We start from the raw sequence: 14,528 nt of genomic DNA, 5'->3' as shown, positions 1-14,528 counted from the left end.
ATTGGAACCACACAGTACGAGCTTTGATTGGGGACTTATATCACTGAACTTGTTTATGGTTGTGCTTCTGGTATTCTTGAACGGTTTTTTTGTGGCAGCCGAGTTTGCCCTGGTCAAAGTCCGGCAGTCCCGTTTGCAGCAGTTAAACAACGAGGGCGTCGGAAGAGCAAAATACGCGCTGGCCGTAACCAAGAAGCTGGATGCTTACTTGTCCGCCACACAGCTCGGAATTACACTGGCTTCGCTTGGCTTGGGTTGGGTGGGAGAACCGGCTATCTCCCATTTAATTATCGACCCGCTGTTTGCAAAGCTTCATCTGACGAACGCATGGTACAGCTCCGCGCTGTCGGTCTTCATTGGCTTTGTGATCATTACGTTCATGCATATCGTCTTGGGGGAGTTGGCGCCTAAATCGCTGGCGATTCAAAAATCGGAAGGCACCTCGCTCTGGCTCTCCGGGCCTCTGCTAGTATTTTATAAGGTATTTTTTCCCGTCATTGCGCTCTTGAACGGTACTGCGAACCGTCTGCTTCGGCTGGTCGGCGTCGAGCCTGCCACAGAGCATGAGGCGGCGCATACCGAGGAAGAAATCCGCATTCTGATGGATCAGAGTGCACGCAGCGGCCATATCGATAAGGACGAGATGGCGTTGTTCGATAACATATTCGAATTTTCGGACCGGGTAGCCCGGGAGATCATGCTGCCGCGGACGGATATGGACTGTCTTTTCACCGAGCATTCCTTTGCCGAAAACCTGAAGGTGGTTTACAAATCGAAGCATACGCGCTATCCGGTTGCGCACGAAGATAAGGACAATATTATCGGGTTTGTGCATATAACGGACCTGCTGACGGCAGATCCGGATGAGGAGCACGATCTGAGATCGTTTGTCCGTCCTGTGCTGATGGTGCCGGAATCGATGGAAATCAGCCATGTGCTGAAGCTGATGCAGCGTAAGGCTTCGCAGCTGGTCATTGTGGTTGACGAGTACGGAGGCACTGCAGGGATGCTGACGACCGAAGATATATTGGAGGAAATCGTCGGAGAAATTCACGACGAGTTCGATGAGAACGAGCGCCCGAGCGTAGAGAAGAAAGGAGACTCCTACTCCGTAGACGGCAGAGTGCTGCTGGAGGATTTGGATGACCTGCTGTCGCTTGGCATCGAGGACGACGAGGTGGACTCCATCGGCGGCTGGCTGTTTACCAAGCTGGAAGGATCCGTCACCAAAGGGAAAAGGCTCGAATACGGCAGCTTTGTTTTTGAAATTCTGGAAGCGCGCAAGCTGCGGATTATGAGAGTATTGATTACACGCAAGGAGCCGGTTGCGCCGATGGTCGGACAAACGGAGGGGAAGGAACAGGAGCAAGAGATGAAGTAAGAGGGAGAGCTGCCGGAACATGTCGTTAAGAATCATTCTTTTCTGCGCTATCGGCGTCCTGCTGTTGTACGGACTGTTTACTATCGGGTTTCCGTTTCTGCTGGCAATGCTGATAGCGATTTTCCTGGAGCCGCTGGTGCAATGGCTTGTAAAGTACGGGAGAATGAACCGTTTGCTCGCCGCTTTGGTCATTTGCACCTTGTTCACAGGGGCGTTACTGGGATTTTTTTCACTCGTTGGCTTCAAGATGGTATCGGAGACGATTCAATTTTGGAAGAACGCTCCGGATTATTTAAACGATGCAAAGCTCTTTTTCGATGATACGACAGAAAAGACACGACTGTTTTACAGCACTCTTCCCCAAGGGATAGCAGAACAGCTTCAAGGGGTCGTGGAGACTGGAATTAACACGGTAACCGAGAATTTGAAAGGCATCTTGACGGCCATTTCCTCTTATTTCCTGAATGTGGCCAAAACTATACCGAACTTATTGATCTTCTTCGTCGTTTTCATTATCGGCCTCTATTTAATCTCGATCAGTCTGCCGAATTTGCTCCGGTCGTTCCTGCAATTGTTCGAGATCAAGTCGCAGTCTAAAGTCATCAGCGTGCTGAATGATCTGCGCCGTGCAGTTCTCGGCTTCCTGTTCGCCCAGTTCCTGATCAGTCTGCTCACCTATATTGTAACTTTAATCGGCCTGCTGTTTCTCCGCGTCGATTATCCGCTGGCCATCGCGCTTTTGATCGTCATTGTTGATATATTGCCGATTCTGGGCACCAGCGCGGTGCTGGTCCCGTGGGCGATCTACAGTATGCTGGCCGGAAATATGCACTTGGGCATCGGACTTTTGGTTTTACTCCTGTTTATTATGATATTCCGCAAGCTGATCGAGCCCAAAATTATCGGGGATGCGGTCGGAATCAATGCGCTGGCCGCTCTGGTCAGCATGTATATCGGATTTAAGCTGATCGGCGTGATCGGTTTGATTTTCGGCCCGGTACTCATTATCATTTATCAGGCGCTGCGGCGCGTAGGTATGCTTAAGATCAATATTAAGCTCGATTAAAAGACAGACGGCTTCCCATTGCGATCGTTCGCGGGAGCCGTCTTTTTGTTGTATTTTCTTGGCGATCCCCGCGATTCCTAAGCATAATGGACGAGAGGAGCCTGATATACATAGGGTGAACGGCAACACATTCCTTAGGAAAGAAGGCATCCATGGTGAATCAAGTTAGAGTATGGTTTCCTTATGTCAGTCCGCACGACCCATGTCCGCCGATCTGCGAAAAGTTCTACTATACACCGCCTAATCTGTTTATTCCGTTCCAGCCGATGAATCTGCCCCAATTCTCCCCGCATGAAGCGTTGAGATTAGGGCCTTATGGCCGGCCCTGTACAGTCCCTATCAGCCGAACTGCTAAGCGACAGAAAGGAGTGAACCGCATTGTCCCAGCAGAAACCGATGCCTGAGCATTTTTACACGATGCTGCATGAGCTGCAGGCAGTTGATTTTGTGTTAGTGGAGCTGACGCTGTATCTGGACACCCATCCGCTGGATAGCCAGGCGCTGCAGCAATACAATCATTGCGCGCAGCAGCGGATGCAGCTTGCCCACCAGTTCGAGGTGGAATTCGGTCCTCTAAAAAGCTTCGGGCAAAGCTTTTCCCGACATCCATGGCAGTGGGTGGAAACCCCTTGGCCTTGGCAGGTATAGCTGTATAAGAACCAGCATTCAAGGGAGGGGAGATCAAAGGCATGTGGATTTATGAGAAAAAGCTGCAGTATCCGGTTCGCGTAAGCAAATGCGACCCTCAAATGGCAAAGTTTTTGCTGGAGCAGTACGGAGGCGCTGACGGAGAGCTGGCCGCCGCGCTGCGCTATTTGAATCAGCGTTACACAATACCGGATAAAGTCATCGGACTTTTGACCGATATTGGCACGGAGGAATTCGCCCACCTGGAAATGATCGCGACTATGGTGTATAAGCTGACGAAGGATGCGACGGTGGAGCAGCTGAAGGCGGCCGGGCTCGGCGATCATTATGCCGCTCACGATAAAGCTTTATTTTATAATAATGCGTCAGGAGTGCCGTGGACGGCAGCCTATATTCAGGCGAAAGGTGACCCGATCGCCGATTTGTATGAGGATATCGCTGCGGAGGAGAAGGCAAGAGCAACTTACCAATGGTTAATTGATATGACGGATGACGTGGATTTGCAGGATGGCTTGAAGTTTTTAAGGGAGAGAGAGATCGTGCACTCCTTGCGGTTCCGCGAGGCGGTAGAAATATTGAAGACGGAGAGAGACGCCAAAAAGGTGTTTTAATTGAACGCGAAAGCGAGACACTAGAGAGGACCCTTGAAGCAGACCTTTACAAGAGGTGTGCTTTAAGGGTTTTATTGTGCAAGGATTTACAAAAAATGTATATAATAACGAAAAAGAGATAAGGCTTAACCTATACGGGGTAAAGAGAGAAGGGATTTAGATTCATATCAGCATCGCCGTGATATCCATGTTCTTTTTGGCTGCCTCGAGGGCATGGAAGCATTTTTTGGTCTGTCACTCCACGATTTTGTTTATGATTGCCGGCAACCTGCTGCATTTGTTTTTTTCGAATGATTATATGGTATGGTATTTTGTTCCCGACACCCCGATTTATCCTGCGCATACCGAGCTTATATACACCTTCATTATTTTTCCGGCCACCGTACTGCTTTTCTTTCACGGGTACCCGAAGACGGGGTGGGGCAAGCAGATCGTTTATCTTGTTTGGTGGGTGATCATTTATTCGGCGGTGGAATGGGTACTCTCGGAAACAGGGAGAATTATTTACGATCACGGCTGGAGCTGGCTGTGGTCGACGTTGTTTGATTGCATGATGTTTCCGATGCTGCTGCTCCATCAGCGAAACCCTCTGCTGGCTTACGGATTGTCCATCCTTATCGTCGTAGCTCTGGTTTACGGCTTCCGCGTGCCGATGGGCACGGTGCTGTAGCCGTCCTTTTCCCGGGGTTTGACATTCTATATGAATCGTGTTTGTATAGAAGCTGACAGGTTCTAAGGGGAGGGAAAGGTATTGTCTACTTTTAAAAAGCCGGAGGCTATGATCTTTGATCTGGACGGCACGCTGTTTCAGACGGAAACGCTGCTGCTTCCTGCTTATCATGCCATGTTCGACACGCTGAAAGCGGAGGGCACCTACACGGGAGAAACGCCGGATGAGAGCCTGATTTTGGGCAGTCTCGGGATGCTGCTGGAGCAGATCTGGCAGCGGGTGATGCCGGATGCCGATATTCAAGTGCACCGCAGAGCGGACGAGCTGCTGCTGCAGTACCAGATCGACAGGCTGCGCGGGGGCGAAGGCCAAATGTATGAAGAGGTTGCGGCAACATTGGCGGAGCTTCGCAGACAGGGGATCCGGCTGTTTGTCGCGAGCAACGGACTGGAGGCTTATGTTAAAGGGGTCATCGAACAGAAGGAGCTGGCTCCGCAGTTCGAAGGCTTATACAGCGCAGGCGAATTCCAGACAAGATCCAAGGTGGATCTGGTTCGCCGGCTGATGGAGACTTATGGGGTCAACACAGCCTGGATGGTCGGCGACCGGCCCTCGGATGTGGAAGCGGGCCTTGAGAACGGATTGACCGTCATCGGCTGCGACTATGCCGGCTTCCGCAAGGAAGGCGAGCTGGAAGGCGCGCATGCCGTCATCTCGAAATTTTCCGATTTGCTGACATTAATCGAACCGTAAGATCAGCCCTGCTTCGCTTCCGGCGCCGCAAAGCAGGATGCTGCGGTAAGAGGCGGCTTTCAGGCCGATCAAGCCTCTTGGTTGGCCGCATCCCATGTGGAACGGAAGCTTTGGCCATAAGAAAAAGGCATATACAGGCGGACAAGCCGCTTGGTATGCCTTTTTTCTTTATCAGGCTGGAAAGTCCTTCCCGGCATGCCGGGGTCAGGACTTTTCTCTCCTGCTCTTTTTCCGTTTCATGAGCCATACGGCATATTCCAGAGGCCGGGTAATGGCTTTCCGGTAAGTTTCCGCTTCGCCGATTTTATGAAATACTTCACGCGACGGCTTCGGATTGACCTCCAATAGCCATACCTTTCCTTTCGGATCGACAGCCAGATCGATGCCCATCTCGACCTGGTCTCCGAATTTTTCCTCAACGAATTGAGCTACATTCATCCCGAGCTTATAAGCTTCTTCCTTAATCTCTTCGACCTTGGTTAGGTCTTCAAACCGGAGAAGCAGCAGCGTCTCCATCGGAACGGCTGTGCCTCCGCCATGGAGGTTCGAGGTGACGGAATAACGGGGACCGACGCGGCCCGCACAGCCGGTAATATCCCATTCGCCCTTCCCGTTCTTCTGCACAAGCATACGGAAATCATGAACCCGCCCGTCCTTCAGCGAAAGCGGGATGCCCTGCTGGACGATGTAGCGGTCGTTCAGCTTCCAGCCGCTGAGCTTCGCCGGGATTTGCATTTCGTATACCCGCTGGGGAGGAATGATATGCCGGTTCTGATCCCGGCCCTGCATCAGATAACCGGAACCGTTCGTGATCTGCAGCCGGATGATGCCTCTGCCCCCCGTTCCGCTGCGGGGCTTTAAATAGATGCGGTGATGCTTCTTTAAGAATTGAATCAGCTCTTTGCTGCCGCTGTAACGGACGGTGGCGGGCAGATGGGAGGCGATATCCTCGTTCTCGGATAAAATTTGATGCATCGCCCATTTATTGGTCAGCGGATGGCTCAAATACTTCAGCTTCTTATTGTACTGGGAACGGAATTTGGTAATTTTACGGTAATTCTCAATTCCGTGGTACCGGCAGCGGTCATAGACCCATTCAGGAAACGGCGCCCATTTGCGCTGCCATTTGCCTGAGGACGTATTGTAATACAGTGCTTGGATCTTCTGCTTGGATTCGTTAATATCATCCGGCGTAAAGACAAGCACTTCGATCCCCATTTTTTTACCGTGAACGGACAGCTTGCGGAAGAAAGAAAGCTCTTCAAGCTTTCTTTCTTCCAGATACATGGCTAAGACACCTAATTGATAAGGGGGATTCACATCGGATCACCTGCTTGCTTTTTGAGGTGCGGACTTCGCCGTCTTTTTCTTGCCAAGCTCCGAGGCTTTCTTTTTTTTGACATTGATCTTGGATAAATGAATGCAGTAATGAATCAGGTTTTCAAGCGATTTCTTGCGGATATGCGGCTCGTCGAACTTCATCGGCTTCGAATTGGCTTCGAAAAACCAGATATGGCCGCTTCCGTCCACGCCCAAATCCATCGACATTTCACCCAGCGTATCTCCGCTTGATTTCTCAATCTGCCTGGCGATCACGAGCGCCGCGCTCTTGATGCGCCGCAATATTTTTTTGGTTCCAAGCGTACCGAACCCGGCGCCGAGCAGCTTGGCGGGATCGTCGATCGAGCCGCCGCGGGGAACATGGGTCGTAATGCTCATTTTCCCCGCGAGCCGGGCTCCGACTCCGGCGATGCTCCACTCGCCCTGGCTGTTCTTTTGCACAAGCACGCGCAGATCGAAGGGCCTCTGCTTGTAATTGGAGAGCGTGATACCCTGCTGCATAATGTAATCCTTGGAGCCGATCATGTCGCGGATTTGGGTCCACAGCTGAACAACATTGCTGTAGCGGGAGATGTGGCTTTTGGTTTTGTCCTGCACACTGAGCTGGAACGTGCGGGATTTGGATTTATCCGTCAGCCGGCTTACTTTCATAATGCCTTTGCCGGCTTTTCCGCGAATCGGCTTCAAATACAGACTCGGATGCTTCTGCAGCAGCTTCTCCAGCTCTTCGCTGGTCGTGAGCCGCTGGGTCGTAGGGATATACTCCTGCGTTTCCTTCGATTTGTTCAACCATTCGAACAGTGTCCATTTATTAAAAAACGCCGGATTAAAAAATTGAATGTGAGCGTGCTTCATGCAGGTTTGCATGATCTGCTGAACCTCGGGAAGCAGCTCGAATTTGCGGTAAGGAATCCGGTTATAGATGACGTGGGGAAGAGGCAGCAGCTCTTTCTTCCATGATTTTGTCTGGAAGTTGTAGGTAAAGCCCACTGCGCTCTTGCCGGTCAGCTTGAAATTGGAGGTGGTCATAACATAGACCTGCACCCCTTTTTCCTCGCCGGTTCGGATCAAATCGATAAAATTTTCTTGATTTCCTCGAAAAAGCCTTTTTTCATCGGAATAAGTGAGAATGGCCATGGTAGGGCGCCGCTGCTGGTTTTGGCGTAGGAGAAGTTCCACTCAGGATTCCCTCCTTGGGCGAAATCGGCTCAGGTACAGGCAGTAGTCATAAATATATTGCAGCGCGGCCTTGCCTTCTCCTTTAAGCGCCGGATGCTTGAAAATCGAGCGCCCCGGCTTGGAGTTGGCTTCGAACATCCAGATGCGTTCGTTCTGGTCAATCCCGATATCGAAGCCAAGCTCGCCCAGCGTGTGCTGGTCCTTGCGCTCAATCGCTTCGGCCAGCTTGATCGCGGTTTCTTTGGCCGATGCGAGCACCTGGTCGGCCCGGCTGCCGAACATTTGCTTCAGCACATGGTCGGGGGTCATCAGCTGTCCGCCTGTACGCACATGCGTGGTGACGCTGCCTTTTCCCGCTTTCTTGGCTCCGATTCCGGCGACCACCCATTGGTTATTCATATTTTTGGTCAGATGAAAACGGAAGTCGATCGGACAATTGTCCAGCTCGATCAGCCGGATGCCCTGCTGGGCGACATAATGATTGAGCCTTCCGCTGCTGCGGTTGAGCAGAGACATCAGCGGCTCGAACTTGCTGAAGCGCAGGAGCACGTTTTTGCCTCCCCGCCGGAAGCGGACATAATACCCCCGTTTGGGATTATAGGTCAGACGGTAGATGCCGATGCCCAGGCTGCCGCCTGTCGGCTTCAAGTAAATAAATTTGTGCTTGTCGAGCATCTCCTTAATCTGGGCGGAAGATGGATTGAGATGAGACTCCGGCACATGCTTGAAGGCTTCGGTGCCCTCGAGCAGGTTATAGATATCCCATTTCTCAAAGAAAGCCCAGTTGAACAAAGGAATGCCGCGTTTGACGAAGCGCTGCTTAAAGGCGTTCATCGAAGCCAGCTTCTCGGCCTTGCGGCTCGGCAGCCGGTTGTAGACGACATCCGGCAGCGGAACGGTTTTGCGGAACCAGCCGCCCTCCCTTTTGGGGAACGTGCCTGTAACGGTTTCCTGGACCAGTTGACGTCGCGCGGGGAAAAGGCGAAATAGAACGACCTGTCGTAGCCCACGCGCATGAACTGGCGGATAAACTCGGTGCGAGAACCGAAGGGGGCTGTGCTGCTGCCGGTAATGCCCGTTAAGATCCCGATCAGCGGCCCCAGCCGGATATCCTTCCCGTTATGGGAGAGGATCAGCGTCGATCCCAGATGAGGGATGCGCAGCTGAGCGATGAGAGACAGCGGCAAATACAGATGATGCCCTGTTTTTTTTAACGTTTTGAAGCCTGCCGAGGTACTTTTGCTGCCTACGTGCAGAATCAAGGATTTCGTCTTCGCCAGCTTGAGGGTTCTCGCCAATTCACTAGTCAAGTAGATTGCTTTTTCCTGCCTCTGGGTCACATGAATCGTGCAAGTTGTCAAACTCATGGGTTTCCTCCTAAGGGCATCGCGGGAGCAATGCCCAACTTCGTAAGCATGGTCTAAGCTTCGTTCAGGCCCCAGCGGATCACCCTTTACTCTTACAAACAAGTGATTTCGCTTTCCCTAAGCAAAGCTCGCTCGGAACAGCTGGTGTGGCAAATACGGTCTCCCGCCGTTACCGGATCCCTTCCTTGAAAGGGGAGCGCCGCAGAAGGTGGCGTGCGTAACGGATGGGATTGACCAGAGCGGCATACCGCGCCTGATCGTCATGAAGATAAGTAAAGATGGAGCGGCCTGGCTTGGAGTTGGCCTCCAGAATCCATATTCGCCCGTGCGTATCGACGCCGAAGTCAATACCGAGTTCGGCTAGCCGCCCGTGAAAGGTTTCCAGAATTTCTGGAATCAGCTTGGAAAGCTGCTGCAGCTCGCTTACCAGCTGACTTGCTCTGGCCGGGCCGTACAGGCCTGCCAGAAAAGCTTCGGCGGGCTCGACGCTCCCGCCGCCGTGAAGATTCGAGGTCAGACTCCCGTTCTGACCCCGCCGTACGGCCATACCGGTCACCTGCCATTGACCGGTGCCGTCTTTTTGAACAAGCGCGCGCACGTCGTACGCGTCGCCATGGGGCCCCTGCAGCTGCAAATATTGCTGCAGCAGGTAGTTGCGCTGCGCCGTGAAGCGGCGCAGCCAGCGCAGAAGCGACGGCGCGTCGGCAAAGCCGCACTCGACGCGGCGGTTGCGCGCATCGCGCCCGCGCACGGAAAACGCCGGCCCGGCGCTTTCCATGCGTTCGCGCGCGCCCTCGCCGGCCGTCCGGGGAGCGCGCCGGACGTGCAGCACCCCCCGGCCCTGCGAGCCGGACTGCGGCTTCAGCAGCACTTCACCGCGCGTCTTCAGCCAATCCGCGACCGAACGGACGCTTCGCATCACTTCGGTTGGCGGCAGGTATGCCTGAAGCCGGCTGTCTTGTTCCAGCATATGCTGAACTTCCCATTTGCCCCGTAGGCCACAGCCCAAAAAAAGGGCAGGACGGTACTCTTGCAGCTTACGGACTGCAATCCGGTATGCCGCATATTGTCTTCGGGTTGTAAAAAAGCACCGGTCATAGACGATGTCAGGTATCCGGAATTGCCGGAGCATCCATTGGCGCCCCGACGCGTCGTAGGCGAAGCCTTGAATGGTGTGCTGCAGCCAATCGATGCCTTCGATCGTAAATACGAACACCTGCAGCCCGATCCTGCTGCCGGCGATGCATAAGCGGCGGTAAAAGCCGCGGTTCAGAAAAGGGGGATCGCCTTCGGTTTGCGTGGTCATGATGCCCAATACGTATTGGGACGATGGTGTCATCATGAGCTTCACCTCAGCCTTTATTCAAAATTTGGCTGCAAAACGGGAATATTGCACCAGCTGCTTGACGGAAGGACGGATTTTGCTTTCATTGCCGGCTAAAGGGGTGTTGTCATCCTTGGATGGCTTGGAGTTCACTTCAAGCAGCCAGACTCTTCCCTGGGTATCCAGTGCCAAGTCGATACCCAGCTCGGCGAAATGGCCGGGAATTTGGGTCTCAATGCCTTTGGCGATGGCCAGCGAGGCTTTGCGCAGCTTCGCATTTCCATCAGCGCTTGAAGGATAGTTTGAACGTGCAAGCGCATCCTTCAAGGAAGACAGGCTTCCGCCACGAGCCAAATTGGATACGAAGTGATGATTTCCGGCAATCCGGGCTACGATAGACGTAATGCCCCACTGCCCCAGCTCGTTTCGCTGGACGAGCGCCCGGAAATCAACCGGACGTCCGCCGATGGAAATCAGATTCAGCCCCTGCTGGATTTGGTGGCGCTGCTGCTTGACTTTGCCGGATAAGCTGGAAAACATCGCAGCAAGGTTGTCATACGTTTGCTTGCGTGCCCCGCTGAGATTGGTGAAATGGCAGACGTAGCTGTTGTCGGGCTGACGCTTGATGCGGATGATGCCTTTGCCGAGACTGCCGGTAATCGGCTTTAGGAATACGGTGGAATATTTGGTGCACATGGACTTCAGCATTTGATAGTTGCGCAGCAAATACGATTCGGGCAAATAAATGTGGAGACCCTGCTCCTTGCGCAGCGCGTCGAATACTTCCGTTTTGTTCAAATATTTCTCATTGAACAGCACGGCCTGATGCTGTGTCTTGGCATGCTTAATAAACTGCTGGACATTGGCGCGGTTTTCCAGCTTTCGGGACGTAAACCGGTTGTACAGAATATTGGGCACCGGAAACGAGCGCTTCACCCATTTACCCGTATAATGCCAGCCCTGCACCGTCTCCCCTGAATGACACTCCTCGGGAGTAAAGAAAAAAACTGAGGCCCCATAAATTTTGCAGGCATCATGGAGCTCCCGGCAAAAGGCGGTAATCGCTCCAAAGGGCTTCTCCACGGCCCCAGGGTAGACGCGGCTAATCAATACGCCGATTAACGGTCCTATATGAAGCGTGCGGGTTGCGGCCTTGAAATGAATGCACAACACGTCGCCGTGAGTCAGCCCACATTTTGCTGCTATGGAGTCGTTGATCCGAAGGATGCCTGCTTGGGTAGTAGGAACGATCTTGACTTCATGCTTGGCTGAACCGAAGCGCAGCTGCAGTGTCGATTGGGTGGGAAGTCTCCATTTTTTTACCAATACGTCACTTAGCATGATGACCCTATCGTCCGAGAAGGGGCCGGCATTCTGAATTTGAATCTTGACCTTCGTTCTTTTCACGCTTGTAACTCCTTCCCAGCGCCGACTTGCATGGTTAATCAAGTGAACTACTCCATCATATGAGGGCGTTTTGCCCTTGGTGAAAAGAAACTGTCGAAAGTTCGCCTTGGCTGCCGGGGGCTGCGGCGGCTGCCGGAGGCTTTGCAAGGCGGAGAGAAGGGCTGTTGGGATAGGCTGTTTCTCTAGCGGGGATACTGGGTAAGTAGGAAAAATATCGTTCCATTTCCAACAGAGGGAGGACGAATACCGAATGAACGCTCTAGAAACTATCATCGTCATCATTGTTATGAACATTGTTTACGTCTCCCTGTTCACCATACGCATCATTCTCGTGATGAAATCAAGGCGCTTCTTGGCATCGTTTATCAGCATGTTTGAAGTATTCGTGTATTTGATGGGACTGAATATTGTTTTGAACAATATCGATAAGCCGCTGAATCTGGCGGCCTACTGCCTTGGATGGGGAACGGGGGTGTGGCTTGGCATCAAAATAGAGGAGTGGCTGGCGCTCGGCTACAGCACCCTGCAGATTGTAGTGGATTACGAATCGCAGACACTGCCCCGTCTCTTGCGGGAGCAGGGCTTCGGCGTAACGAGCTGGATGGCGGAGGGCAAAGACGGCCCTCGGCTGATGATGGAGGTCTTGACCAAGCGGAGCCAGGAGAAGCATCTGTTGAAGCTGATTCAGGATATGGCGCCCAAAGCTTTCGTGATCTCTTACGAGCCTAGAACGTTCCGGGGCGGCTTCTGGACGAAGAGGCTGAGAAACGGATGAATCTGGGCGGCCGGAGCTAATGCAGTGCGGACCGAACGGTTTGTATGATTAAGACAACAGGTAAAAGAGGGGTTGACAGCATGATTCGCTTTGAAAATGTGAATAAAACCTATGAGGACGGCTTCGTCGCGCTGAAGTCGATTAATGTCGAATTTGTCGATGGAGAATTGACGGTACTAATCGGTCCGAGCGGCTGCGGCAAATCGACATTGATGAAGCATATTAACCGGTTGAATAATCCGAGCAAAGGGAAAATTTATATCCGCGATCAGGATATTTCCAAGATAGATCCGGTTGAGCTGCGGCGCAAAATTGGCTACGTCATCCAAAATGTAGGCTTGTTTCCTCATATGACGATAGCCAAAAACGTGATCGTCGTGCCGAAGCTGCTGAACTGGGACAAGGAGAAAATGGAACGCAAGGTCGATGAGCTTCTGCAGCTGGTCAACCTGGATCCGCAGACGTACCGGAACCGCTATCCTTCCGAGCTGAGCGGAGGACAGCAGCAGCGGATCGGCGTCATCCGGGCGCTGGCGGCCGAGCCGGACATTATTTTGCTCGATGAGCCGTTCAGCGCCCTGGATCCGATCAGCAGGGAGCAGCTTCAGGATGAGCTGGTCCGCCTGCAGCAGGAATTGAAGAAAACGATCGTCTTTGTGACGCATGATATGGATGAGGCGATCAAGATTGCGGACACGATTGTTCTGATGAAGGACGGCGAGATCGTGCAGAAGGGGACGCCCGAGCAAATATTGCGTCATCCCGCGAACGAGTTCGTGAAGAGCTTTATCGGCAAAAAAAGGCTCGCTTCCGATACGTTTGACCCGGATCTCACGCTCACCGTCGATGAGGTGATGTCGCAGCATCCTGTGACCGCTTCACCGGGACGCGGCATGGCGGAGGCGGTTCAATTTATGGAGAGACACCGGGTCGATTCCTTGATTATCGTCGGCCGGGGGAAAGAGCTGCTCGGTCATGCTTCGATCTTCCGGGTATTGAACCGGTACCGCGACGAGAATGTGAAGCTGTCCGACGTTATGCAGCCGTTCGACTATGTCGTTGAATCGGGCTCCTCCGTCGCGCTGGCCGTCGCTCTGATGAACGAGCACGGGCTGCCTTATATTCCGGTTGTGCGCGGCGGCCAGTTCGTCGGTTTGGTGACCAAGGGAAGCCTGGTTCGGCCATTTGGCCGATGTGTACAATCCGGACGACATGAGCATTGAAGAGCTCGAAGCCGAGTCGGCGAAGCTCGGGGAAGAAGCGCTTCTTTCCCCAAGCCCGGAGGATGGGCATGACTTGCAGGAAGGGAGCGACCGCGTATGAGCGCATGGCTTGCTAACTATGCAGCTTTCTTATCCGACCGGCAGGCGGATATTTGGACGGCGCTCCGGGAGCACATCGTCATTTGCCTTATTGCCGTCCTGTTTGGCGCCGTCATCGCGATTCCGGTCGGTATGCTGCTGGCGGGAAACCGGAAGGGCTGGCTGAACGGGCTTGTATTTACCATAGCTAATATTTTGCAGACCGTGCCGAGCCTGGCGCTGCTGGCGATTCTGATCCCGGTGCTTGGCATTGGCCGCACGCCGGCGATCTTTGCTTTGTTTCTGTATTCGCTGATGCCGATCATGCGCAATACGTTTGCGGGCTTCCAGGCCGTCGACCCGAACGTGATTGAAGCTGCGCGCGGGATGGGGTACAGCACCGCCCAGCGGCTGCTCCAGATTCAGCTTCCGCTGGCTTTTCCTTATATCATGTCCGGGCTGCGCGTCACGACGGTTTACATCATCAGCTGGGCTACCTTGGCGACGCTGATCGGAGCGGGGGGCTTGGGCCAGCTTATTTTTTCGGGCATGGGCGTCAACAAGAAAGAGCTGATTGTGACCGGGGCTTTGCTGGCCGTGCTTTTGGCACTGCTGGCGGATTTCGTCTTGGGGCTGGCGGAGAAATGGGTGACGGTCCGGACGAAAAGCGCGCCGGCGGCCGGTACCGAGACGGCAGGCTGACAG

Annotated in this window: 12 protein-coding genes and 3 pseudogenes; 10 read left to right on the top strand and 5 right to left on the bottom strand. The window is 53.2% G+C overall.

All coding sequences use genetic code 11. The features are described 5' to 3' along the window. The first annotated feature begins 55 nt into the window (after positions 1-55). From ACHHV8_RS25260 to ACHHV8_RS25230, 7 genes and pseudogenes are all read left to right on the top strand, one after another. On the top strand, positions 56-1,381 hold the full coding sequence (locus ACHHV8_RS25260) for a hemolysin family protein (protein ID WP_395163626.1): 1,326 nt from the start codon (positions 56-58) through the stop codon (positions 1,379-1,381). Positions 1,382-1,400: 19 nt separating this feature from the next. Continuing rightward, complete coding sequence (ytvI, locus tag ACHHV8_RS25255) at positions 1,401-2,447, top strand: sporulation integral membrane protein YtvI (RefSeq protein WP_395162156.1); 1,047 nt, start codon at positions 1,401-1,403, stop codon at positions 2,445-2,447. 152 nt (positions 2,448-2,599) lie between these two features. Beyond that, positions 2,600-2,802 (top strand): annotated as a pseudogene (locus ACHHV8_RS25250) (spore coat associated protein CotJA). A gap of 41 nt (positions 2,803-2,843) precedes the next feature. Then, a complete protein-coding gene (locus ACHHV8_RS25245; protein ID WP_395163625.1) occupies positions 2,844-3,095 on the top strand; it encodes a spore coat protein CotJB in 252 nt (83 codons plus the stop codon). 41 nt (positions 3,096-3,136) lie between these two features. After that, entirely contained in the window at positions 3,137-3,706 is a 570-nt protein-coding gene (locus ACHHV8_RS25240) for a manganese catalase family protein (protein WP_395162155.1), read from the top strand. 226 nt (positions 3,707-3,932) lie between these two features. Continuing rightward, positions 3,933-4,376: a CBO0543 family protein gene (locus ACHHV8_RS25235; protein WP_395162154.1), complete on the top strand. Its 444-nt coding sequence runs from the start codon at positions 3,933-3,935 to the stop codon at positions 4,374-4,376. 108 nt (positions 4,377-4,484) lie between these two features. Continuing rightward, a complete protein-coding gene (locus ACHHV8_RS25230; protein ID WP_395163624.1) occupies positions 4,485-5,129 on the top strand; it encodes an HAD family hydrolase in 645 nt (214 codons plus the stop codon). A gap of 204 nt (positions 5,130-5,333) precedes the next feature. Here the strand turns inward: ACHHV8_RS25230 and ACHHV8_RS25225 are convergent, their stop codons facing one another. From ACHHV8_RS25225 to ACHHV8_RS25205, 5 genes and pseudogenes are all read right to left on the bottom strand, one after another. Further along, positions 5,334-6,416, bottom strand: coding sequence for a YheC/YheD family endospore coat-associated protein (locus tag ACHHV8_RS25225; protein ID WP_395162153.1), 1,083 nt, complete (start codon positions 6,414-6,416; stop codon positions 5,334-5,336). Positions 6,417-6,455: 39 nt separating this feature from the next. Then, positions 6,456-7,607 (bottom strand): YheC/YheD family endospore coat-associated protein, encoded by a 1,152-nt coding sequence (locus tag ACHHV8_RS25220; protein ID WP_395163623.1) that lies wholly within the window; start codon positions 7,605-7,607, stop codon positions 6,456-6,458. Between the two features lie 42 nt (positions 7,608-7,649). Beyond that, positions 7,650-9,016, bottom strand: a pseudogene (locus tag ACHHV8_RS25215) (YheC/YheD family endospore coat-associated protein). Positions 9,017-9,185: 169 nt separating this feature from the next. Then, complete coding sequence (locus tag ACHHV8_RS25210; protein WP_395162152.1) at positions 9,186-10,358, bottom strand: YheC/YheD family endospore coat-associated protein; 1,173 nt, start codon at positions 10,356-10,358, stop codon at positions 9,186-9,188. A 21-nt stretch (positions 10,359-10,379) separates the two neighbouring features. Continuing rightward, positions 10,380-11,747: a YheC/YheD family endospore coat-associated protein gene (locus ACHHV8_RS25205; protein ID WP_395162151.1), complete on the bottom strand. Its 1,368-nt coding sequence runs from the start codon at positions 11,745-11,747 to the stop codon at positions 10,380-10,382. A gap of 250 nt (positions 11,748-11,997) precedes the next feature. Here ACHHV8_RS25205 and ACHHV8_RS25200 point away from each other — a divergent pair, with 250 nt between their 5' ends. The 3 genes and pseudogenes from ACHHV8_RS25200 to ACHHV8_RS25190 all read left to right on the top strand — a co-directional run bounded on the left by ACHHV8_RS25200 (position 11,998) and on the right by ACHHV8_RS25190 (position 14,525). Beyond that, positions 11,998-12,522, top strand: coding sequence for a DUF2179 domain-containing protein (locus ACHHV8_RS25200; RefSeq protein ID WP_395162150.1), 525 nt, complete (start codon positions 11,998-12,000; stop codon positions 12,520-12,522). Positions 12,523-12,602: 80 nt separating this feature from the next. Then, positions 12,603-13,722: pseudogene (locus ACHHV8_RS25195) on the top strand (ABC transporter ATP-binding protein); the annotation flags it as partial. Positions 13,723-13,841: 119 nt separating this feature from the next. Continuing rightward, a complete protein-coding gene (locus ACHHV8_RS25190) occupies positions 13,842-14,525 on the top strand; it encodes an ABC transporter permease (RefSeq protein ID WP_395162149.1) in 684 nt (227 codons plus the stop codon). Positions 14,526-14,528: the final 3 nt, after the last annotated feature.

This window comes from Paenibacillus sp. TAB_01 (assembly GCF_043945595.1).
Lineage (GTDB): Bacteria > Bacillota > Bacilli > Paenibacillales > NBRC-103111 > Paenibacillus_S.
The sequence above is the reverse complement of the archived record's forward strand: the minus strand, read 5'-3'. Positions and strand labels throughout refer to the sequence as shown.

Coding starts and splice junctions, on each gene's coding strand:
- ACHHV8_RS25260 (WP_395163626.1), top strand. CDS start 56: ATGGTTGTGCTTCTGGTATTCTTGAACGGTTTTTTTGTGGCAGCCGAG.
- ytvI (WP_395162156.1), top strand. CDS start 1,401: ATGTCGTTAAGAATCATTCTTTTCTGCGCTATCGGCGTCCTGCTGTTG.
- ACHHV8_RS25245 (WP_395163625.1), top strand. CDS start 2,844: ATGCCTGAGCATTTTTACACGATGCTGCATGAGCTGCAGGCAGTTGAT.
- ACHHV8_RS25240 (WP_395162155.1), top strand. CDS start 3,137: ATGTGGATTTATGAGAAAAAGCTGCAGTATCCGGTTCGCGTAAGCAAA.
- ACHHV8_RS25230 (WP_395163624.1), top strand. CDS start 4,485: ATGATCTTTGATCTGGACGGCACGCTGTTTCAGACGGAAACGCTGCTG.
- ACHHV8_RS25225 (WP_395162153.1), bottom strand. CDS start 6,416: ATGTATCTGGAAGAAAGAAAGCTTGAAGAGCTTTCTTTCTTCCGCAAG.
- ACHHV8_RS25220 (WP_395163623.1), bottom strand. CDS start 7,607: ATGGCCATTCTCACTTATTCCGATGAAAAAAGGCTTTTTCGAGGAAAT.
- ACHHV8_RS25210 (WP_395162152.1), bottom strand. CDS start 10,358: ATGATGACACCATCGTCCCAATACGTATTGGGCATCATGACCACGCAA.
- ACHHV8_RS25200 (WP_395162150.1), top strand. CDS start 11,998: ATGAACGCTCTAGAAACTATCATCGTCATCATTGTTATGAACATTGTT.
- ACHHV8_RS25190 (WP_395162149.1), top strand. CDS start 13,842: ATGAGCGCATGGCTTGCTAACTATGCAGCTTTCTTATCCGACCGGCAG.